Consider the following 20,339-nt stretch of genomic DNA (forward strand, 5'->3'; position numbering starts at 1 on the left):
TCCGGACATGAGCACAGCATCGCGCCGACGAACAGCCGACACCAGCACGGGAGACGGGGTCGACACCGTCCCGCCGCTCGCCCGGCTCCTGCCCCTCGGGCTGCAGCACGTCCTCGCGATGTACGCGGGCGCGGTCGCCGTCCCGCTCATCGTCGGCGGTGCGCTCGGCTTCGACAGCGCCGACCTGGCGTTCCTGATCAGCGCCGACCTGTTCGTCGCCGGCCTCGCCACCATCGTGCAGTCCGTCGGCTTCTGGCGCTTCGGCGTCCGCCTGCCGCTCGTGCAGGGTGTCACCTTCGCCGCGGTCGGACCGATGATCGCGATCGGGACCGAGCACGGCATCACCGCCGTGTACGGGGCGACGATCGCCTGCGGGGTCTTCATGGTCGTCGTCGCGCCGTGGTTCTCGCAGCTCATCCGGCTGTTCCCGCCGATCGTCACCGGGACGGTCATCCTCATCATCGGGCTGTCGCTGATGAGCGTGGCAGCCGGGTGGATCACCGAGGGCGGGGAGGACGGCGCCGCCCGCCCCATCGACGTCGCGTTCGCCGCCGGCGTGCTCCTCGCCATCGTGCTCGTCGAGCGCTTCGCACCCCGGGGGCTCGCCCGGGTCTCGGTCCTCGCCGGCCTCCTCCTCGGCACCCTCGTGGCGCTGCTCGTGCCGGGGATGGTCGACGGGTCCGGCATCGGCCAGGCGCCGTGGTTCGCGGTCGTCACGCCGTTCCACTTCGGGCTGCCGACGTTCGACCTCGCGTCGATCGTGTCGATGCTCGTCGTCGGGCTCGTGATCATGACCGAGACCACGGGCGACATGGTCGCCGTCGGCGAGGTCGTCGGCCGACCGGTCTCGAACCGGACGCTCGCGGACGGCCTCCGGGCGGACGGCCTCGGCACCGTCGTCGGCGGGGTCTTCAACACGTTCCCGTACACGGCGTTCGCGCAGAACGTCGGACTCGTGGCGCTCTCGGGGGTGCGTTCCCGGTACGTCGCGACGGCTGCGGGCGGGATCCTCGTCGTGCTCGGCCTCGTACCCAAGGTCGCGGCGGTGGTCGAGGCGGTGCCGCACGCGGTCCTCGGCGGTGCCGGCGTCGCGCTGTTCGGGATGGTCGCGGCGAGCGGCATCCGCACCCTGTCGCGGGTCCGGTTCGACAACCGGAACGTGCTCGTCGTGGCCCTGCCGCTCGGGATCGCGCTGCTGCCGACCGTCGCGCCGTCGATCTACGCGGCGTTCCCGACGTGGTTCACGCTCGTGTTCGACTCCGGCATCTCGGCCGGCGCGGTCGCCGCGATCCTGCTCAACCTGCTGCTCGGCACCGGGACGGCCGCCGGGCCCGCGGACCTCCCCGGTGGCGTCGCGATGACGGACGCCGACCAGCCGTGATGGCGCCCCGACCGGCCGTGCTCGCATTCCGATGCGCCCGCGCCTGGGTCGACGGGGCGCTGCGCCCGGCGACCGTGACCGTCGTCGCGGGACGCATCGACGAGGTCCTGCCCGTCGACGCTCCCCTGGGCATCGATGCCGACGTGCAAGTCGTCGGCGATGGCCACGTCCTGCTGCCCGGGCTGGTCGACACGCACGTGCACGTCAACGAGCCGGGGCGCACGGAGTGGGAGGGCTTCGCGTCCGCCACCCGGGCCGCGGCGCTCGGCGGCGTCACGACGATCATCGACATGCCGCTCAACTCGATCCCGGCCACGACGACCGTCGATGCCCTGGCCGTCAAGCGCGCCAGCGCCGCGGGTCGGCTGGCCGTCGACGTGGGGTTCTGGGGCGGCGCCGTGCCGGACAGCCTCGGCTCGCTCGACGCGCTGCACGAGCAGGGCGTGTTCGGGTTCAAGTGCTTCACCGCGCCGTCGGGCGTGGACGAGTTCCCGCACCTCGGACCCGAGCAGCTCCGCGCCGCGCTCCAGGAGGTCGCCGACATCGGCGCGCTGCTCATCGTGCACGCCGAGGACCCCGCGCACCTCGTCGACCACGGGGCCCTCGGCGGCCGCTACGCGGACTTCCTCGCGACCCGCCCCGCCTCGGCCGAGGAGTCCGCGATCGCGCAGGTGATCGACGGCGCCCGCGCGACCGGTGCCCGGGCCCACGTGCTGCACCTCTCCGACGCCGGAGCGCTGCCCATGATCCGCGCGGCGAAGGACGACGGCGTGCGGATCACGGTCGAGACCTGCCCGCACTACCTGGCGTTCGAGGCATCGACCATCCCCGACGGCGCGACCGAGTTCAAGTGCTGCCCGCCGATCCGCGACGACGCCAACCGCGACGCCCTCTGGCAGGGGCTCCTCGACGGCACGATCGACATGGTCGTGTCGGACCACTCGCCGTCGACCGCCGACCTGAAGACCGACGACTGGGGCCTGGCGTGGGGCGGCATCGCGGGGCTGCAGGTCGGCTTCCGCGCCGTGTGGACCGAGGCGATGCGCCGCGGCATGTCCCTCGAGGACGTCCTGCCCTGGTTCACGACCGGCCCCGCGGCGCTCGCCGGCTTCGCCGACCGCGGTCGCATCGCGCCCGGGGCGCTCGCCCACCTCACCGTGTTCGACCCCTCCGCCACCGAGGTCATCGAGGTGGTGGGTCTGGCGCACCGCAACCCGGTCTCCGCCTTCGCCGGCCTGGAGGCGCGTGGCCGGTTCACCGGGACCTGGTTGCGCGGCGAGCCGGTCACCGCCACCTCGGTGGCCGGGGAGCTGGTCGCCCGTGGCTGACGCGCGACCCCGTGCGGCGGTCGACGCATGATCGTGCACGGGAGCTGGCTCGAGGGGCTCGAGCGGGCGTTCACCGCCTACGAGGACGCCCTGATGCGCGACGACACCGCCGCGCTCGACGCGCTGTTCGAACCCGGCGAGGGCACCCTGCGCGGCGATGACGCCGGGTTGCTCCGCGGGCACGACGCGATCCGCGCGTTCCGCTCCGGGCGCGGGGGCGTCGCGCGCCGGACGATCGCGTCCGTCGACGTCCGGCGGCTGACCCCGGACAGCGCCCTGGTGGTCGGGGAGTCGGTCTTCGTCGGCGGTGGCCGGGGACTCCAGACGCAGCTCTGGTGCCGCACCGGCGCGACCTGGCGGATCCGCGCGGCGCACGTGACCGGGAGGCCCACGGCGTTCGCCCGGACGGTGTGGCGCGTCGTCGGCGACCCGCTCGTGCACGGCGCACCGGACGGGCCGCTCACCGGGATCCGCGTCGCCGTCAAGGACCTGTACGCGGTCCGCGGGCACGTCGTCGGCGCGGGCAACCCGACCTGGGAGCGATCGGCGCCGGTGTCCACGGTCACCGCCCCGGCCGTGCAGGTGCTCCTCGACGCGGGGGCCGACGTCACCGGGATCGCCCGCACCGACGAGTTCGCCTATTCGCTCGCGGGTCGGAACGCGCACTTCGGGTCGCCGCCCAACGGAGCCGCCCCGACCCGGATCGGCGGCGGGTCGTCCTCGGGCTCGGCGTCGGCGGTCGCGCTCGGGCAGGCGGACCTCGGGCTCGGCACCGACACCGCGGGGAGCCTCCGCGTGCCGTCGAGCTACCAGGGCCTGTGGGGCCTCCGGACGACCCACGGCAGCGTCCCGCGCGACGGGCTCGTGCCCCTGGCGCCGTCGTTCGACACCGTGGGGTGGATCGCCCGGTCGGCGTCCGTGCTCGCGTCGGCGGCCGGTGCCTCCGTCCGCCCGGGCGCGGACGTGGGCCTGGACGCCGGCACGCTGCTCGTCTGCGACGCCCTGCTCGACGCCGTGGAACCCGCGACCGCCGAGGCGTTCCGGGGATGGCTGGCGGCGACCCGTCGGCCCGTCCGCCGGATCGACCTGCCGCCGCCGGACGACCTCGCCGAGACCCTCCGGATCGTCCAGGCCGCCGAGGCCTGGCGCGAGCACGGGCCCTGGGTCGACGCGCACCCCGGCGCCGTCGGGGACGACGTGGCCGCGCGGTTCGCGGCAGCGGCCACGATCACGGCGGAGGACGAGGCGCACGCGAGAGAGCGGCTCGGCCGCCTGCGCACCCGCGTCCGCGAGGCGATCGGCCCCGGCGTGCTGACCCTCCCGACCGTGCCGGGGCCCGCACCGCTCCGGACGGCCACCGGGGACGCGGTCCAGCGCACCCGGCTCGCGACGCTGCGGATGACGGCCGTCGCCGGCATCGGCGGGCTGCCGGCGGTCAGCGCGCCGTTCCTGCGGGTCGAGGACGCGCCCGTCGGCGTCTGCCTGCTCGGACCGGCCGGGTCCGACCGCGCGCTCGTCGCGCTCGCCGGGACGCTGTCGTAACCGGCGTTCCATTATTCTCGTGACCGGAACGGAGATCCCGATGCTGCCAGTGAACCCGCCCGCCCGACTCCTCATGGGCCCGGGGCCGATCGACGCCGACCCGCGCGTGCTGCGCGCGCTCTCGACGCCGCTCGTCGGCCAGTACGACCCGTGGATGACGTCGACGATGAACGACACCCAGACGCTGTACCGGCAGGTGTTCGGCACCGCCAACGTGGCCACGGCGCTCGTCGACGGCACCTCACGGGCCGGGATCGAAGCGGTCCTCGTGTCGCTGCTGGCGCCGGGGGACCGCGTCCTCGTGCCCGTGTTCGGGCGGTTCGGGCACCTGCTCGCCGAGATCGCCGGGCGGGCCGGGGCCGAGGTCCACACGATCGAGACGGCATGGGGGCAGGTGTTCCCGACCTCCGCGATCGAGGACGCGATCGTGGCGACGAGGCCGAAGGTGCTGGCGGTCGTCCAGGGGGACACCTCCACGACGATGAACCAGCCGCTCGACGAGCTCGGCGCGATCTGCGAGCGACACGGCGTGCTGCTCTACACCGACGCCACCGCATCCATCGGCGGCAATCCGCTCGAGGTGGACGCGTGGGGCATCGACGCCGTCAGCGTCGGGCTGCAGAAGTGCCTCGGCGGGCCGTCGGGCAGCGCTCCCGTGACGCTGTCGCCGCGCGCCACGGCCGTGCTCGACGGGCGGCGCAGCGTCGAGGCGGGCATCCGCGAGCCGGGCGACGAGGTCCTCGACGAGCCGATCCGTTCGAACTACCTGGACCTGGCGATGATCCTCGACTACTGGGGACCCCGCCGGCTGAACCACCACACCGAGGCCGCGTCGATGCTCTACGCCGCCCACGAGTGCGCCCGGATCCTGCTCGAGGAAGGCCGCGACGCCGTCGTCGCCCGGCACGAGCTCGCCGGCCGCGCGATGCTGACCGGCGTGCAGGAACTCGGGCTGCAGGTCTTCGGGGACGTGGCGCACAAGATGCACAACGTCGTCGCGGTGCGGATCCCGGACGTCGTCGACGGGGACGCCGTGCGCGGGGCCATGCTCGCGGACCACGGCATCGAGATCGGGACCTCGTTCGGGCCCCTGCGCGGGCGGGTCTGGCGCATCGGGACGATGGGCTACAACGCCCGCAAGGACGCCGTCGTGACGACGCTGTCCGCGCTCGAGCAGGTGCTGCGTCGGGGCGGGTTCCCCGTGCCGCAGGGCGGCGGCGTCGACGCGGCGCTCGACGTGTACGCGGCCCCGACCGCGGCGGCCCCGGCCTCCTCGGCGGTGGTGGCGTGACGTCCGCCGCCGTCCCGGACGCCGCGACGATCGTCGGGTGGTGCGGCGAGCTCGCCGCCGTGACCTCGACGCCCGGGAGCATCACCCGCGTGCACCTGTCGCCCGAGCACGAGAGCGTGAACGCGATGGTCGCGCGATGGATGCAGGACGCCGGGATGACCACGTGGCAGGACGCCGCCGGCAACCTGCACGGCAGCGTCCCCGGCACGACGGACGACGCCCCCGTCCTGCTCATCGGGTCGCACCTCGACACCGTCGTGGACGCCGGGCCCTACGACGGCATCGTCGGCGTGCTCCTGGGGGTCGCGGCGGTCGCCCGGCTGGCGGACCGGGGGCCGCTGCCCTTCGGCATCCAGGTCATCGCCTTCTCCGACGAGGAGGGCACCCGGTTCGGCAAGGCGCTCCTCGGGTCCTCGGCGGTCGCCGGGGTGTGGGACGACGCCTGGTGGGACCTCGCCGACGCCGACGGGATCTCGCTGCGGCAGGCGTCCACGGACTTCGGGCTCGACCCCGCCCGCGTCGGCGACGCCGCGATGGACCCGGCACGACTCGTCGGGTACCTCGAGGCGCACATCGAGCAGGGACCCTTCCTGGACGAGGCGGGCCAGGCGCTCGGCGTCGTCACGAGCATCGCCGGCGCCCGGCGGTTCACGGTCGAGGCGGTCGGCGAGGCCCGGCACGCCGGTGGCACCCCGTACGAGCGGCGGCACGACGCCCTGCTCGCCGCAGCCGAGGCGGCGCTGGCCGTCGAGCGGATCTGCCGCAGCTCGCACCACCTCGGCGCGGTCGGCACCGTCGGCACGATGACCGTGGCACCGGGCGCGGTGAACGTCGTGCCGGGGCTCGCGTGGTTCTCCGTCGACCTGCGTGCGGAGTCCGACGACGGACGCGACCGCGTCTGGGACGAGATCGTCACGGCGTTCGCCGGCATCGGGGAGCGCCGCGGGGTGAGCGTGACCCCGACCGAGGTGCATCGCGCTCCCGCCGTGCCCTGCTCGCCGCGCCTGATGGCCGCCGTCCGCGCCGGCATCGTCGCCACCGGACAGGCGCAGCCGATGGAGCTGTTCTCGCGCGCCGGCCACGACGCCATGTCGCTCGGGCGCATCACCGACGTCGCGATGCTGTTCCTCCGCAACCCGGACGGCATCAGCCACCACCCGGACGAGTTCGTCTCCGAGGGCGACATCGCGCTCGGGCTGGACGCGCTCGTGGAAGCGATCGCCCATCTGGGACGGAGCGCGTCATGACGGCGGCGCAGCCCGACGTGCGCGAACGCATCGACGCCGTCTGGGATCGGCTCTCGCCCGCCGAGCGCCGGGTCGCCGCGATGGTCCGCCACGACCCGGAGCTCCTGCTCGTCGGGACCTCCGCGCACCTCGCCGCCGAGTCCGGGACGTCGAAGGCCACCGTCTCGCGGCTCGTGCGCTCCCTCGGCTTCCAGGACGCTGCCGACGTGCGGCGGGAGCTCATGGCCGCCCGGGGCAGCGGGATGCCGTGGGTGGCGGAGGACGCCGCTCACGTCGACCAGCGCGCCGTCGAATCCCGGAACCTCCACGCGGCGTTCGCGTCCCTCGCGCGCGCGGATCGCGCGCGCCTCGCCCGCCGGATCGTGCGCGCCCGCCGGGTGATGCTGTTCGGGGAACGCGGAGCGCACCCGGTCGCGCTCCAGCTCCGGTCCCAGCTCCTCCAGGTGCGACCGGATGTGCGCATCGTCCCCGCGCCCGGGCAACGCCTGGGAGAGGAGGTCGCCGACCTCGACCGGCGTGACGTGGTCGTCATCGTCTCCGTGCGCCGACACGCTGCGGGGATCGACCGGCTGGTCCAGCTCTGCGTCGCGTCGGGAGCCGACGTCGTCGTGCTCGGCGACCCGACGGCAGCCGTGCTCGCCGCGCCCGCCGCCACGACGATCCTCTGCCCCGTGGACTCGCCGTCGGCGTTCGACTCGCTCGCGGCGATGTTCGCCGTGGTCGCCGCGATCGCGAACGACGTCTACGACGCCGCGGGTCGGACGGGTCGGGACCGCATCGCGGCCATCGCGACCACCTACGACGCACTGGACGAGCTCGCCCGACCGTAGGCGGCGCCGGCGCTCCCGTTCCGAGGCCGGTGCGCCGCGACCACCCTCAACACGCCGGCAACAAGGAGGAAACATCCGCCTCGTACGGTCGATGACAGGAACGATCGCCGCACACCGGAGGGAGCCAGCGATGTCGCGTACGTCCTCGTCCGTCGCTCGCACCGCCTGGAACCGCGGGGCGATCGCGCACGGAAGGCAACCCCCGGTCCGTCCCTGAGCGGGACGCTGCCTCCGACCGGCGCTCGACCGGTCGCCCGCTGCATCCGCAGCCCCTTCTCGCGCGATCGTCAGGACCGACATGACCTCCACCATGAGCCGTGCGCTCGTCCCCTCCCCCGACCACCGCCTCGGGATGACCCCGTGACCGCGGCCATGCCCACGACGCTTTCGACGCACGTCCTCGACACCAGCCGAGGTGAGCCCGTCCGGGGCCTCCGCGTGGATCTCGCTCGCGCGGACACCGGCGACCGCATCGGCTCGGCCTCGACCGACGACGACGGCCGCGTCGCCGCATTCGCCGAGGCGCTCTCCGCCGGCACCTACACGATGACGTTCGACACCGGCGCGTACTTCGCGTCGACGGCCACGGTGCACTTCTTCCCGCACATCACCGTGGCGTTCACGATCCCGGACGGGGCTGCATCGCACTACCACGTGCCCCTGCTGCTGAGCCCGTTCGCCTACTCCACCTATCGAGGGAGCTGACCGATGCCCCATCCTCCCGGTTTCGTCCTCGGAACCCATCAGTACGGCAAGGCCGAGGTCCGACTCGTGCGCGTCACCCGCGACACGTCCCAGCACGCCATCGAGGACCTCAGCGTGACGACGCAGATGCGCGGCGCGGCACTGGACGAGTCCTATTACAGCGGGGACAACTCGCTCGTCCACGCGACCGACTCCCAGAAGAACACCATCTACGCGTTCGCGAAGAGGTTCGGCGTGCGCAGCCCCGAACGATTCCTCCTCACCCTCGCCTCCCACTTCATGGACACCTTCCCGCAGTACGACGGCTGCACGCTCTCCGCGGAGCAGTACGGCTGGTCGCGGATCACCGCGGACGGCGCACCCCACCACCACTCGTTCGTCCGAACCGGCGGAGGGACCCGCACCAGCGTCGTGCAGAGGGACGCCGCGACCGTGCACGTGCTCGGCGGCGTGACGGATCTGACCGTCCTCAAGTCCGGCGGCAGCGAATTCCACGGGTTCCCGCGCACGGAGCACACGACGCTCGGCGAGACCGCGGACCGCGTCCTCGCGACGGATGTCACCGCGCGCTGGCGCTACGGGGAGGCCGCGGCGGACACGACGGACTTCGACGATGTGCACGACCGAGCTGTCGCGGCCCTGCTCGAGGCCTTCGCCACCGTGCATTCCCTCGCATTGCAGCAGACGCTCTTCGCGATGGGTCGAGCCGTCCTCGAAGCCTGCCCGGAACTCGCGGAGGTGAGGCTCGCGATGCCGAACAACCACCACTTCCCGGTCGATCTCGCGCCCTTCGGCCTCACGAACGACAACGAGGTCTTCTTCGCCGCGGACCGCCCCTACGGCCTGATCAACGGTTCGGTCGTGCGGGACGGCGAGCCCGCAGAACCCGGTGCATGGGTGTCCGTCCCCGGGTTCCTGTGAACGACGTGGTCGTCGACGGCGCACGATGGCACGAGTTCCTCGCCATGCCCCCTCGCGCCGCGCAGGAGCTCGCGCTGGGGTGGGCGGCGATCCCCTCCTGGGCGTCCGCCCTCGCCGCGGGGCGCCCCTACGGCTCCGTGGCGGAGCTGAGCGGGGCGGCGAGCGCCGCAGCCGATGCATGGACGTGGCCCGAGGTGATGGCGGCCCTGTCGGAGCACCCCCGCATCGGGCAGCGGGCGGCGGAGACGAGCCGCGCTGCGTCGTCATCGGCGTTCGAGCAGGCCGCGTCCGCGCGCTCGGATCCCGACACCACGTCGGCGATCCGGGCGGGCAACGTCGCGTACGAGGATCGGTTCGGGTGGGTGTTCCTCATCCGCGCGGCAGGACGCTCTGCCCCCGAGATCCTCCTCGAGCTGCAGCGCCGATCGCAGAACGGCGTCGCCGACGAGCAGGTCGAGGTGCGGGCGGCCCTCCGCGACATCGCCCTCCTCCGCATCGACCGCGCGTTCGGGCGCTGACGCCGCTGACCCCTCCGGGCGCGCGGACGAGCGTGCGCGGATCAGCCCCGCACGACCAGCGCCGCGAGCCGGTCGAGGTCCGCCGCGACGAGCGCCGCGTCCTCCGCGAACGCGACGTCGGTCACGCCCGGCCGCCGGAACAGCGTGAACACGACTTCGCTGCCGTCGTCGTTCGGGAGGACGCGCAGCGGGTTGCGGACCACGGTGCCGTCGGGGAGCGTCACGTCGTGGTCGAGGATCCCGAGCTCGCGCGGGCCCGTGAACGCGATCTCGATCGGGCCCATCGGCGAGTCCGACAGCCAGCGCCCGCCCTCGAGCCGGATCCCCGAGCTGACGCCCGCCGCCCACTCGGGCAGCCGGGCGGGATCCCCCGCGACGGCCACCACGGACGCCACGTCGGCGTCGACGGATCGGGTGATGTGCAGCGCGGGCCAGGTCACGGTCCGACGCTACCCGGGGGCGGCGCGATGGCGGGCGCCGGATGAGGCGCCCGCCCGCCTCAGTACTCGATCCGCCCGTGCCGGCTGTGGAACTCCCCCGTCGGCCCGTCGGGCCCCACGAGCGCCATCGCGACGGTCGCGTCGGTGCCCTCGGTCACGGTCTGGTGGCCGGTGTTGCCGTTGAACTCCGTCGCGGTGTAGCCGGGGTCGGTGGCGTTGATCCGGAAGCTCGGCAGGTTCTTGGCGTACTGCACGGTCGCGGTGATGAGGGCGGCCTTCGAGGTCGCGTAGGGGACGGTCATCACGTGGCGCTCGTCGGTGCCGTCGCCGGCGAGGGCGCGCGGCCAGCCGACGCCCGAGGCGACGTTGACGATCACGGGGGCCGCCGATGCGCGCAGCAGCGGCAGCGAGGCCTGCGTCACGCGCACCACGGCGACGACGTTCGTCTGCAGCACGGCCAGCATCGCCTCGGGCGTGAGGTCGTCGACGCCCTGCGCGCCGCCGAGGATCCCGGCGTTGTTGACGAGCACGTCGAGCGCCGGCAGCGAGGCGATGGCGCGCTCGACGCTCGCCTGGTCGTCGACGTCGAGCTGCACGGGGTGGGCGCCCACCGTGCGGGCGGCGTCGCCGTCGGCGGTGTCGCGCATGCCGGCGTGCACGGTGTGGCCGGCCTCGACGAGGCGGCGGGCGGTCTCGAGGCCGAGGCCCCGGTTGGATCCGGTGATGAGTGTCGTGGTCATGCCTAGAGCCTGCGCCCCTGCGCCCGCGCCGCCCAGGCACCGGTCGACGGGAGGACCGGCGGTACCAGGCTGATCCACCCGCCAGCGCGGAGGATGGGGGCATGACCGAATTCGCGAGCGTCCTCCGCTCCTGGCGCGAGCGCGTGCAGCCGGCCGACGTGGGCCTGCCCGCGGGATCCCACCGCCGCACCGCGGGCCTCCGCCGCGAGGAGCTGGCTGCGCTCGCGGGCGTGAGCGTCGACTACGTGGTGCGGCTCGAGCAGGGCCGCTCGGTGAACCCGTCGCCGCAGATGCTCGGGGCGCTCGCCCGCGCGCTCCGGCTCACCGAGGACGAGCGCGACCACCTGCACCGGGTCGCGGGCGTCGCCCCGCCCGGCCGCGGCGAGGTGCCGCGGCACATCACGCCGGGCGTGCACCGCATCGTCGACCGGCTGGGCGACGTCCCCATCGCGGTGTTCACGGCGACGCACGACATGCTCCTCTGGAACCCGCTGTGGGCGGCGCTGAACGGGGATCCGTCGACGCGCACCGGCTGGGACCGCAACCTCGTCTGGACCTACTTCACGCGAGGTCACGCGGGCACCGACTTCGATGCCGTGCACGAGGAGGAGTTCGCGCGCGACCTCACGGCGGACCTGCGCACGGCGGTCGGGCGCTACCCGGACGACCGCGCGCTCGGCCGGCTCGTCGCCCGGCTGCGCGCCGAGGTGCCGGAGTTCGCACGCCGCTGGAGCGAGGCGCGCGTCGCCGAGCACAGGTCGAGCCGCAAGACCGTCACGAGCACCGCGGTCGGCCCCATCACGATCGACTGCGACACCCTCTCGGTGCCGGGCAGCGACCTCCGCATCGTCGTCTACACGGCCGAGCCCGGCAGCACGGACGAGGCGCGGCTCGACCTGCTGCGGGTCACGGGGCTGCAGGCGCTCACGACGGCGCCCGTGGAGGTGGCGGGGCCCTGATCCGCGCGCCGGCCCGCCACGCGACGGAGCCCCGACCGCCGCGCGTCGAGGGCGCGGTGGCCGGGGCTCCGGTCGGACGGGGTGGGATCAGCTCGGCTCGAGCACCCGCTGCGGCACGGCGGACGCGTCCGCGGAGACCCCAGCGCGCTCGACCGACGTGCCCACGTACCGCTCGTCCGCGATGGTGACGTGGTGCACGGATCCGACGACCTGGATCTCGGCCTCCGTCTCCTTCACCGCGCTGGACGGCCCGACCCACAGCTCGACCGCGCCCGGCTCGACCACGCGGCGGTACCGCAGGTCGGTGAGGGCGAGGCGGGTGGTGGGCACCCGGAACGTGACGCGCGCCGACTCGCCGGCCGCGAGATCCAGCCGCAGGTAGCCGAGCAGCTGCGCGACGGGCCGGGTGACGCTGCCCTGCACGTCCCGCGCGTAGAGCTGCACGACGTCGGTGCCGTCGCGGTCGCCCGTGTTCCGCACCTCGACGGTCGCGGTGAAGGCCTCCCCCGCCGCGACCTCCGACGACACCACGGACAGTCCCGTGCGCGCGAACGTCGTGTACGACAGGCCGTGCCCGAACGGGAGGACGGGCGTGGGATCCGCGCTCGTCACCTCGCTCGGGCCCCCGAGGATCGGGTGCAGGTACGAGAACGGCTGCGCGCCCGCGGACCGCGGGAGCGACACGGGCAGACGACCCGACGGCGACACCCGGCCGGAGAGCACACCCGCGATCGCGGACCCGCCCTCCTCGCCCGGGAAGAACGCCTGGAGCACGGCGGCCGGAGCCGAGTCGCCCTCGAGAGCCCACCCGACCGCGTATGGCCGGCCGGTGAGCAGCACCACGACCACGGGGGTCCCGGTGGCGCGAACGGCCTCGACCAGCTCGCGCTGCACGCCGGGCAGCTCCAGGCTCTCGACGTCGTTGCCCTCGCCGACCGTGCCGCGGCCGAACAGGCCCGCCCGGTCGCCGACGACCACGACCGCGAGGTCGGATCCGCGCGCCGCCTCGACCGCGGCGTCGAACCCGGAGCGGTCGTCGCCCTCGACCTCGGCGCCCGCCACGAGCACCAGCTCGCTGTCGGGCAGCTCCGCGCGGAGCGCCTCGGCGACGGTCGGGATCGCGAACCCGAGCGGCGTGCCCGGGTGGTGCGCGAGCACGTGGTTCGCGAACGAGTAGCAGCCCATGAGCGCCTCGGCGCTGTCCGCGTTGGGGCCGATGAGCGCGATCCGGGAGGGCGCTGCCCGCCCGGGAGCCGTGCGGCCGTCGCCCGCGAGCGGCAGCGTGCCGTCGTTCGCGAGCAGCACGATCGACTCCTCCGCGAGCCGGCGCGCGACGTCCCGGTGGGCCGGGGTGTCGAGGTCGATCTCGGTGGGCGGATCCTCGAACGTCGCGTCGAGCAGCCCCAGCTCCTCCTTCTCGTCGAGCACGCGGAGCACGGCGCGGTCGACGAGCGACTCGTCGGCGAGCCCGGCGCGGATCCGCTCGGCCAGCGGCGCGAGGTACGCGTCGCCGGTGGGCAGCTCCACGTCGATGCCGGCGGCGAGCGCGAGCTCGGCCGCCTCGCCGCGGTCGCCCGCGACCGCGTGCATCACCTGGAGGAACGCGACGGAGAAGTAGTCGGAGACCACGACGCCGTCGAAGCCCCACCGGCCGCGGAGCACGTCGGTGAGGTACTCGGGGGTCGCGCCGACGGGCGCGCCGTCGATCTCCGCGTACGAGTTCATGACCGAGCGCACGCCGCCGTCGAGCACCGCCATCTCGAAGGGCGGCAGCAGCACGTCCTCCACGAAGCGCGGGCCCACATGCGCGGGCGCGTGGTTGCGGCCGGACTGCGAGACCGAGTAGCCGACGAAGTGCTTGAGCGTGGCGTGGATCCCGGCCGACTGCAGCCCGCGGACGTACGCCGTGCCGATGGTGCCGACCACGTACGGGTCCTCGGCGATGCACTCGTCGACGCGACCCCAGCGGGCGTCGCGGATCACGTCGAGCACGGGCGCGAGGCCCTGGTGCACGCCGAGCTCCTCCATCGACCCGCCGATGAGCGCGGCCATCTCCTCCACGAGGCCGGGATCGAAGGATGCGCCCCACGCGAGCGGCGTGGGGAAGGTCGCCGCCTGCCACGCGGCCAGCCCGGTGAGGCACTCCTCGTGCACGAGCGCCGGGATCCCGAGCCGCGTCTCCGTCCGCAGCCGCCTCTGCTCCGCCCACAGCCACGACGCGCGCTCGACGGGATCCACCGGCCGCGTGCCGTACACGCGGGTGAGGTGCCCGAGCCCGTGCGCGGTCGCCTCCTCGTAGCGGCCGGTCGTCGCCATCTCGCCCTGCATGGGCGCGACCACCTCGCCGCCCTGGTCGACCCAGTAGCCGACGATCTGCGCGAGCTTCTCCTCGAGGGTCATGCGCGCATGCAGCTGGCGCACGCGCTCCGAGACCTCGGGGAGCGCGACGACGCCGGGCGCCGACGTCTCCTCGCCCGTCACCCCTTCACCGCGCCGGTGAGCCCGCCGACGATGCGGCGCTCGAAGATCGAGAAGAAGATGAGCGCCGGGATCATCGACAGCGACGTGAACGCGAGCACCTTCGCCGTGTCGACGGAGTACTGCGAGGAGAACGACTGCACGCCGAGCGGCAGCGTGTAGTTCGACGCGTCGCTCAGGAGGAACAGCGGCAGCAGGTAGCTGTTCCAGCTGCCGATGAACGCGAGGATGCCCACCGTGATGACGCCCGGCATCGACAGCCGCACGACCATGCGGAAGAAGAACCCGATGCGGCTGCACCCGTCGATGAACGCGGCCTCCTGGATCTCGTCCGGGATGGCCCTGAGGAACGGCACCAGGATGATGATCGTCGTCGGGAGCGCGAACGCGATCTGCGGGAGGATGATCCCCGGCAGCGAGTTCGTGAGGCCGAGCGACCGGATCACGATGTAGAGCGGCGTGATCGCCACGGTGATGGGGAACATGAGCCCCGACGCGAACAGCGCGTAGAGCGCTCCCCGGCCGAAGAACGTGTACCTGGCCAGCACGTAGCTCGCCATGAGCCCGAGCACGACCGCGCCGACCGTGGTGCCCACGGCCGCGATCACCGAGTTGCCCACCTGCCGCCAGAACATCGAGCCGCCGAGCACGTCGAGGTAGTTCTGGATCTGGAACGGCGACGGGAAGCCCGCCGGATCGGTCGTGATCTGCGCGTTCGTGCGGAACCCGCCCAGGATGATGTACGCCACCGGCGTCAGCATCAGGGCGATCAGCACGACCGCGACGAGGTAGGGGATGGGGTTGTTCCCCTGGCCGGGCGTCTTCGCCCGCCGGGGCTTCGGCGTCTTCGCCGAGGAGGTGGGATCCAGGTCCGCGTTGCGCGGAGCCGCGGTGACAGCGGTCACTTCTTCTTCCTTCCCGCACCCGTGAGGGCGCCGGCGGTGTCGCGGTTGAGCACGAACCGCTGGTAGACGAGCGCGACGACCAGGGAGATGAGGAACAGCACCACGGCGACGGCGTTGCCGTACCCGTAATTGCCGGATCCGCGCCCGTTCGCCACGAGGTACGTGGCCATGGTCGAGGTGCCCGCGGTGGCGGAGATGTACTGGCCCCAGATGATGTAGACGAGGTCGAACAGCTGCAGCGAGCCGATGATCGACAGGAACGCCCAGATGCGCAGCGTCGGCGCGAGCAGGAGCAGCGTGATGCGCCGCTGGATCTGCCAGTACGAGGCGCCGTCGATGGCGGCCGCCTCGGAGAGCTCCTCGGGGATGCCCTGGAGGCCGGCGAGGAAGAGGATCACCGCGAAGCCGATGTACTTCCACGTGATGATCGTCATGAGCGACCAGATGGCGATGTCGGGGTTCGCGAGCCAGTCCTGCTGGAGGTCGGCGAGGCCGATGTTCGCGAGGAAGCCGTTCAGCGCGCCGGAGCCCTGGAGCATGAGGCTCCAGCCGGTGCCGACGACGACCTCGGAGATCACGTACGGCACGAAGATCAGCACGCGGATGATCGACTGGCCGCGCAGCTTCCGGTTGAGCAGGAGCGCCACGAGGATCGCGACCGGGCCCTGGAGCACGAGCGACAGGACCACGATGACGGCGTTGTGCATCAGCGCCTCGTGGAACGTCGGGTCCTGGAGGATCGTGATGTAGTTCCGGAAGCCCACGAACACCGTGGGCGGGCCGAAGCCCTGCCAGCTGAAGAAGCCGTAGTAGGCCGCCATCACCACGGGGTAGATGACGAAGCCGAGGAAGAAGAGGAGGGCCGGGCCCACGAGGATCAGGACCTCGAGGCGACCGGACCAGCCGAGGCCGCGGCGTCGCGCACGCACCGCCGAGGGCGGCGTCGTCGCGACGCCGCCCTCGGGGTGCGCAGGCTCAGCCGCGGGACGCTGCTCGTCGAGCGAGCTCTCGCGGAGTGCCATGTCGGTGCGCCTAGGCCTTCTTGGCCGCGTCGCCGACGGTCTGGATGAGCTTCTCCGGGCTGCCGCCGCCCGCCATGAGGTCGACCACGCCGACGTTCATCGCGTTGCCGACGTTCAGGCCGTAGACCGTGTCGAGCCACTGCGACACGTAGGGCGCGTCGTTGTAGGCCTTGATGATCTCCTGGAGGTACGGCTCGGTGACCGCGGTCTGCGCCTCGGTGTTCACGGGCGGGGCATTGAAGGCCGCGTAGTACTCCTTCTGCACGTCGGCGGTGCCGATGTAGTTGAGGAAGTCGACGCACACCTTGGGCGCGTCCTTCTTGCAGGAGTAGCCGTCGATGCCGCCCATCATGGAGCCGGGCTGCCCCTGGCCGCCGGAGATCTCCGGGAAGGGGAACCAGGACAGGTCAGCCAGCGGCTTCGTGTCCGGGGTCAGGCCCGCGATGACCCCCGGGTCCCAGGCGCCCATGAGCTCCATGGCCGCCTGGTGGTTGGCGATGAGGCCGGCGGAGCTGCCCGCGCCCTGCTGCGCCGCGGTGGTGAGGAAGCCGTCGTTGAAGGGGTTGGTGCCCACGAGGTCCTGGACGTCCTGACCCGCCTTGATCCAGCAGTCGTCGCTGAAGTCCTTGTCCTTCGCGGCCTGCTCGAGCGTCGCGGAGCTGCACTCGCGGAGCGCGAAGTTGAAGAACCAGTGCGCGGCGGGCCATGCGTCCTTCGCGCCGAGCGCGATGGGGGCGACGCCCGTGGCCTTGAGCTTCTCGACGTCCGCGTTCAGCTCGTCCATCGTCTTCGGCGTCTCCGTGATGCCGGCCGCCGTGAAGAGGTCCTGGCTGTAGAAGATGCCGCTGGGGAGCACGGCGACGGGCATGGCGTACGCCTTGCCGTCGATGGAGTTCGCGTCGAACGCGCTCTGGGCGATCCCGGCCTTCGCGTCGGCGGAGATGCCGTCGGTGATGTCCATGATCTGTCCCGCCGCGACCGTGGCCGCGAGCTTGCCGCCACCGCGCTGCAGGAAGATGTCGGGCGCGTCGCCCGAGTTGAGCGCGGTCTGGAGCTTGCCGTCGAGGTCCTCGTTCTGGATCGACGTGGGCGTGACCGTGACGCCGGGGTGGGACGCGTTGAAGTCGGCCGTCGTCTTGTCCCAGAACGCCTTGCCCGGGCCGGTGGTGGAGTTGTGCCACAGCGTCATCGAGACGGGACCGCCGTCGTCGCCGTTGCCGGAACCGCTGCCGCTGCAGCCGGCGAGGGCGAGCGCCCCCACGAGCAGGGCCGCGGATCCCGTGAGGATCTTCCGTGCCTTCATGTCGTTCTACCTGTCTCTTCTTTGAGCGCACCCTGGCGGGTGTCGGGGGTGGACGTGCACGAGCCGCGTGCCTGGCGCTGTGGGTGCGACTCGAACCGGTCCCGTGTCGCGTCATCGCGTCGTCGCGTCGTCGTGACGGAGGCCGGTCGGGCCAGTCTCGGTCGCGCTCCGGTCTTCGTCAAACGTTTTCGAAATCCTTTTCTCCCCGCGTAGGGTGCGGACCATGTCCCGCCGCCCCACCATCCACGACGTCGCCGCCGCCGCCGGCGTCTCGGTGTCCACCGTCTCCAAGGCCGTGAACGGGCGGTACGGGATCTCGGCCGAGACGTCGAGCCGCGTGATGGAGGTCGTGGAGCGCCTGGGCTACGAGTCGAGCCTCGTCGCGAGCAGCATGCGCTCCCACCGCACCGGCGTGATCGGCGTGCTCGTGGCGGGCTTCGACCCGTTCAGCGCGGAGATCCTCAAGGGCGTGGGCGCGGCCCTCCGGAGCTCGCGCTACGACCTGCTGGCCTACAGCGGCTCCCGGCAGGTGGACAACACGGGCTGGGAGCGGCGGTCGCTCAGCCGGCTGAGCGGCACCCTCATCGACGGCGCGATCATGGTCACGCCGACGGTCGTGACGGCGCAGACCGAGATCCCCGTCGTCTCCATCGACCCGCACACCGGGCCCGCCGACCTGCCGAGCGTCGAGTCCGACAGCCTCGGCGGCGCGCTCCAGGCGACGCGGCACCTCCTCGAGCTCGGGCACCGGCGGATCGGGTTCCTCGCGGGCCGACCGGACCTCCGCTCCGCGAGCCTGCGCGAGGCCGGCTACCGCCGCGCGCTGCAGGACGCCGGCATCGCGTTCGACCCGGCGCTCGTCCGCGCGGGCCTGTTCCTCACCGCGGCCGCGCGGGAGCCGGCGCGCGCCCTGCTCTCGATGCCGGACCGGCCGACCGCGATCTTCGCCGCCAACGACCTCTCGGGCATCGCGATCCTCCAGGTGGCCGCCGAGCTCGGCATGCGCGTGCCCGAGGACCTCTCCGTCATCGGATTCGACGACATCCCGGAGGCCTCGCAGATGACCCCGCCGCTGACCACGATCCGCCAGCCCATGCAGCGCCTCGGCACCACCGCGGTGGACCTGCTCATGTCGCTCATGGCGGGCACCGAGCCGGAGGCCATGCGCGTGCAGCTGCCGACGCGGCTCGTGCGCCGGGCGACGACGGGTCCGCCGCCGCGCAGCCGCTGACCGGCCCCGCGCCTGCCAGGCTGGCCGGATGGATCACGACGACTGGGACGCCCGGGTCGCCGCCTTCTGGGCGAGCGCCGACGACGAGCGCGCCGACGAGACCGTCGCGGAGATGGGCGCGCTGGTCGCCGAGCGGTCGGCCGACGATCCGCGGGCGCTCTTCGAGCTGGCGTGCGCGCACGACTTCGTGGGGCGCGAGGCGGAGGCCGTGCCGCTGTACCGGACAGCCATCGCGGGCGGGTTGGATCCGGAGCACGAGCCGCTCGCGGTGATCCAGCTCGCGAGCTCCCTGCGGAACGTGGGCGAGGCCGCCGAGGCGGTCGCTCTGCTCGAGGCCATGCCCGACGACGCGCACTCGCCCGGCCGCGACGCGTTCCTCGCGCTCGCCCTGCACGACGCCGGCCGCCCGACGGAGGCGCTGGCCCTGGCGCTGCGCCGGCTCGCGCCCACGCTGCCCGAGTACGGGCGCGCGGTCGCGGCCTACGCGGAGGAGCTCGTGGAGCGCAGTCAGGCAGAGGGCTGACGTCCCGATTCCATCCGCGTCACCGCCCGTCGCGCGGTCCGAACGCGGCCATCGCATCACGGTCGCTCGCCGGTCGGCCGACCGCCTCCTCCAGCCAGGCCCGGAAGTCCGGGGTCACCGGTGATGCGGCCGTCTCGCGGATGAGCTCGTCGGCCTCGATGGGCGTGCGTCCGATCGTGACCGCGCCGGCCTCGAGCACCGCCCAGTGGGCGCCACTCCGCCCGCACGGCAGCCCGACGCTCCCGGCGTCGATCACCAGCCGGCCGTCGACGAGCCGGACGAACGGCATGTGGGTGTGGCCGGAGACGACCGTGCGGACAGCGGGGGCCACGTCGCGCAGGACCTCATCCCAGCGCTCCGGGCGGATGTCGATGAGCAGGACCCTCCTCATCGTCCCGCGGGGTGGCATGGCAGAGGAGCACGGGGCCGAAGCCATCGACGTCGACCGTCAGGTGCTCGGGCATGAGCTCGAGGAGCTGCTGATGAGCGGGAGTGAGCTGGGCGGCGCCCCGCACCGAAAGGCGGTCGTCAGCGAGACACACGTCGATCCCATGCGACATGCGCAGCAGTTCTCGGTCGGCGTTGCCGCGGATCAGGACGACGCGGTCGCCGAGGCCGGTGAGGCGGTCGAGCACTTCCGTCGGCTGCGATCCCCACGTGTGGTTCCCGGTCACGACGATCAGCTCGGCCCCCTCGACCGCGGGCTCTCGGAGCACCCGGTCCAACGCGGGGAGCATGCCGTGGATGTCGGAGAGGACGGCGATGGACGACGGTGTGGAACCGTCATGCCACGTGAGGCGGCCTAGGTCGGCCGCGCGCTGCGAGCCAGGTCTGCGACCGGGGGCGATGGAAGCCGCTCCATCGGCATGGACATCTGTCTCCGCCGCATCCGCATCAGTCTGCTTCGCGCGACCGAGGCGGATCGTGGCCTCATCACTCGAGGACGCTCATGGTCGTCTCTGCCACCAGCGCCTT

General features: G+C 73.1%; 20 protein-coding genes. 12 read left to right on the forward strand and 8 right to left on the reverse strand.

Annotated elements, in window-relative coordinates; all coding sequences use genetic code 11:
• Positions 1-7 precede the first annotated feature (7 nt).
• From ITJ44_RS10850 to uraD, 9 genes are all read left to right on the forward strand, one after another.
• The gene (locus ITJ44_RS10850) at positions 8-1,381 is read left to right on the forward strand and encodes a nucleobase:cation symporter-2 family protein (protein WP_194635398.1); all 1,374 of its coding nucleotides are present in this window, start codon (positions 8-10) and stop codon (positions 1,379-1,381) included.
• The gene (gene allB / locus ITJ44_RS10855) at positions 1,381-2,709 is read left to right on the forward strand and encodes an allantoinase AllB (protein WP_194635400.1); all 1,329 of its coding nucleotides are present in this window, start codon (positions 1,381-1,383) and stop codon (positions 2,707-2,709) included. Before ITJ44_RS10850 ends, allB begins: the two co-directional genes overlap by 1 nt.
• 27 nt (positions 2,710-2,736) lie before the next feature.
• Entirely contained in the window at positions 2,737-4,251 is a 1,515-nt protein-coding gene (locus tag ITJ44_RS10860; RefSeq protein ID WP_194635402.1) for an AtzH-like domain-containing protein, read from the forward strand.
• Between the two features lie 40 nt (positions 4,252-4,291).
• Positions 4,292-5,542: an alanine--glyoxylate aminotransferase family protein gene (locus tag ITJ44_RS10865; protein ID WP_194635739.1), complete on the forward strand. Its 1,251-nt coding sequence runs from the start codon at positions 4,292-4,294 to the stop codon at positions 5,540-5,542.
• Positions 5,539-6,789, forward strand: coding sequence for an allantoate amidohydrolase (locus ITJ44_RS10870; protein ID WP_194635403.1), 1,251 nt, complete (start codon positions 5,539-5,541; stop codon positions 6,787-6,789). Before ITJ44_RS10865 ends, ITJ44_RS10870 begins: the two co-directional genes overlap by 4 nt.
• Positions 6,786-7,619: a MurR/RpiR family transcriptional regulator gene (locus ITJ44_RS10875; protein ID WP_194635405.1), complete on the forward strand. Its 834-nt coding sequence runs from the start codon at positions 6,786-6,788 to the stop codon at positions 7,617-7,619. The genes ITJ44_RS10870 and ITJ44_RS10875 overlap by 4 nt, the downstream gene beginning before the upstream one ends.
• A gap of 372 nt (positions 7,620-7,991) precedes the next feature.
• Complete coding sequence (gene uraH / locus ITJ44_RS10880) at positions 7,992-8,324, forward strand: hydroxyisourate hydrolase (protein ID WP_194635407.1); 333 nt, start codon at positions 7,992-7,994, stop codon at positions 8,322-8,324.
• A gap of 3 nt (positions 8,325-8,327) precedes the next feature.
• The gene (pucL, locus tag ITJ44_RS10885; protein ID WP_194635409.1) at positions 8,328-9,245 is read left to right on the forward strand and encodes a factor-independent urate hydroxylase; all 918 of its coding nucleotides are present in this window, start codon (positions 8,328-8,330) and stop codon (positions 9,243-9,245) included.
• A complete protein-coding gene (gene uraD, locus ITJ44_RS10890) occupies positions 9,242-9,763 on the forward strand; it encodes a 2-oxo-4-hydroxy-4-carboxy-5-ureidoimidazoline decarboxylase (RefSeq protein ID WP_370551678.1) in 522 nt (173 codons plus the stop codon). Before pucL ends, uraD begins: the two co-directional genes overlap by 4 nt.
• Positions 9,764-9,804: 41 nt before the next feature.
• On the opposite strand, the gene ITJ44_RS10895 is transcribed toward uraD, so the two are convergent.
• Entirely contained in the window at positions 9,805-10,203 is a 399-nt protein-coding gene (locus ITJ44_RS10895) for an SRPBCC family protein (RefSeq protein ID WP_194635411.1), read from the reverse strand.
• A 59-nt stretch (positions 10,204-10,262) separates the two neighbouring features.
• A complete protein-coding gene (locus tag ITJ44_RS10900; RefSeq protein ID WP_194635414.1) occupies positions 10,263-10,943 on the reverse strand; it encodes an SDR family NAD(P)-dependent oxidoreductase in 681 nt (226 codons plus the stop codon).
• A gap of 101 nt (positions 10,944-11,044) precedes the next feature.
• Here ITJ44_RS10900 and ITJ44_RS10905 point away from each other — a divergent pair, with 101 nt between their 5' ends.
• Positions 11,045-11,902: a helix-turn-helix transcriptional regulator gene (locus tag ITJ44_RS10905; protein ID WP_194635416.1), complete on the forward strand. Its 858-nt coding sequence runs from the start codon at positions 11,045-11,047 to the stop codon at positions 11,900-11,902.
• A gap of 87 nt (positions 11,903-11,989) precedes the next feature.
• Here ITJ44_RS10905 and ITJ44_RS10910 read toward each other — a convergent pair whose 3' ends face one another.
• The 4 genes from ITJ44_RS10910 to ITJ44_RS10925 are packed head-to-tail and all read right to left on the reverse strand — an operon-like array spanning position 11,990 to position 17,610.
• A complete protein-coding gene (locus ITJ44_RS10910; protein WP_194635418.1) occupies positions 11,990-14,383 on the reverse strand; it encodes a glycoside hydrolase family 3 N-terminal domain-containing protein in 2,394 nt (797 codons plus the stop codon).
• Positions 14,380-15,285 carry a carbohydrate ABC transporter permease gene (locus tag ITJ44_RS10915; protein WP_194635420.1) on the reverse strand — a complete coding sequence of 302 codons (906 nt, stop codon included), beginning with the start codon at positions 15,283-15,285 and terminating at the stop codon, positions 14,380-14,382. Before ITJ44_RS10915 ends, ITJ44_RS10910 begins: the two co-directional genes overlap by 4 nt.
• Positions 15,282-16,307 carry a carbohydrate ABC transporter permease gene (locus ITJ44_RS10920; protein ID WP_194635422.1) on the reverse strand — a complete coding sequence of 342 codons (1,026 nt, stop codon included), beginning with the start codon at positions 16,305-16,307 and terminating at the stop codon, positions 15,282-15,284. The genes ITJ44_RS10915 and ITJ44_RS10920 overlap by 4 nt, the downstream gene beginning before the upstream one ends.
• A 10-nt stretch (positions 16,308-16,317) precedes the next feature.
• Entirely contained in the window at positions 16,318-17,610 is a 1,293-nt protein-coding gene (locus tag ITJ44_RS10925; RefSeq protein WP_194635424.1) for an extracellular solute-binding protein, read from the reverse strand.
• A 223-nt stretch (positions 17,611-17,833) separates the two neighbouring features.
• On the opposite strand from ITJ44_RS10925, the gene ITJ44_RS10930 reads away from it, so the two are divergent.
• Together ITJ44_RS10930 and ITJ44_RS10935 are read left to right on the forward strand one after the other, a co-directional pair.
• Complete coding sequence (locus ITJ44_RS10930; protein ID WP_194635426.1) at positions 17,834-18,841, forward strand: LacI family DNA-binding transcriptional regulator; 1,008 nt, start codon at positions 17,834-17,836, stop codon at positions 18,839-18,841.
• A gap of 28 nt (positions 18,842-18,869) precedes the next feature.
• Complete coding sequence (locus ITJ44_RS10935; protein WP_194635428.1) at positions 18,870-19,364, forward strand: tetratricopeptide repeat protein; 495 nt, start codon at positions 18,870-18,872, stop codon at positions 19,362-19,364.
• A gap of 19 nt (positions 19,365-19,383) precedes the next feature.
• On the opposite strand, the gene ITJ44_RS16030 is transcribed toward ITJ44_RS10935, so the two are convergent.
• The gene (locus ITJ44_RS16030; protein ID WP_255524418.1) at positions 19,384-19,755 is read right to left on the reverse strand and encodes a metallophosphoesterase; all 372 of its coding nucleotides are present in this window, start codon (positions 19,753-19,755) and stop codon (positions 19,384-19,386) included.
• Positions 19,709-20,101 (reverse strand): hypothetical protein, encoded by a 393-nt coding sequence (locus ITJ44_RS16170; protein ID WP_370551679.1) that lies wholly within the window; start codon positions 20,099-20,101, stop codon positions 19,709-19,711. The genes ITJ44_RS16030 and ITJ44_RS16170 overlap by 47 nt, the downstream gene beginning before the upstream one ends.
• Positions 20,102-20,339 lie beyond the last annotated feature (238 nt).

Origin of the sequence: Clavibacter sp. VKM Ac-2873 (assembly GCF_015351075.1) — a bacterium.
Lineage (GTDB): Bacteria > Actinomycetota > Actinomycetes > Actinomycetales > Microbacteriaceae > Clavibacter.

Bases quoted from the DNA above. Each gene is read 5' to 3' on its own strand.
- ITJ44_RS10850 (WP_194635398.1), top strand. From the start codon at position 8: ATGAGCACAGCATCGCGCCGACGAACAGCCGACACCAGCACGGGAGAC.
- allB (WP_194635400.1), top strand. From the start codon at position 1,381: ATGGCGCCCCGACCGGCCGTGCTCGCATTCCGATGCGCCCGCGCCTGG.
- ITJ44_RS10860 (WP_194635402.1), top strand. From the start codon at position 2,737: ATGATCGTGCACGGGAGCTGGCTCGAGGGGCTCGAGCGGGCGTTCACC.
- ITJ44_RS10865 (WP_194635739.1), top strand. From the start codon at position 4,292: ATGCTGCCAGTGAACCCGCCCGCCCGACTCCTCATGGGCCCGGGGCCG.
- ITJ44_RS10875 (WP_194635405.1), top strand. From the start codon at position 6,786: ATGACGGCGGCGCAGCCCGACGTGCGCGAACGCATCGACGCCGTCTGG.
- uraH (WP_194635407.1), top strand. From the start codon at position 7,992: ATGCCCACGACGCTTTCGACGCACGTCCTCGACACCAGCCGAGGTGAG.
- pucL (WP_194635409.1), top strand. From the start codon at position 8,328: ATGCCCCATCCTCCCGGTTTCGTCCTCGGAACCCATCAGTACGGCAAG.
- ITJ44_RS10900 (WP_194635414.1), bottom strand. From the start codon at position 10,943: ATGACCACGACACTCATCACCGGATCCAACCGGGGCCTCGGCCTCGAG.
- ITJ44_RS10905 (WP_194635416.1), top strand. From the start codon at position 11,045: ATGACCGAATTCGCGAGCGTCCTCCGCTCCTGGCGCGAGCGCGTGCAG.
- ITJ44_RS10920 (WP_194635422.1), bottom strand. From the start codon at position 16,307: ATGGCACTCCGCGAGAGCTCGCTCGACGAGCAGCGTCCCGCGGCTGAG.
- ITJ44_RS10925 (WP_194635424.1), bottom strand. From the start codon at position 17,610: ATGAAGGCACGGAAGATCCTCACGGGATCCGCGGCCCTGCTCGTGGGG.
- ITJ44_RS10930 (WP_194635426.1), top strand. From the start codon at position 17,834: ATGTCCCGCCGCCCCACCATCCACGACGTCGCCGCCGCCGCCGGCGTC.
- ITJ44_RS10935 (WP_194635428.1), top strand. From the start codon at position 18,870: ATGGATCACGACGACTGGGACGCCCGGGTCGCCGCCTTCTGGGCGAGC.
- ITJ44_RS16030 (WP_255524418.1), bottom strand. From the start codon at position 19,755: ATGAGGAGGGTCCTGCTCATCGACATCCGCCCGGAGCGCTGGGATGAG.
- ITJ44_RS16170 (WP_370551679.1), bottom strand. From the start codon at position 20,101: ATGCTCCCCGCGTTGGACCGGGTGCTCCGAGAGCCCGCGGTCGAGGGG.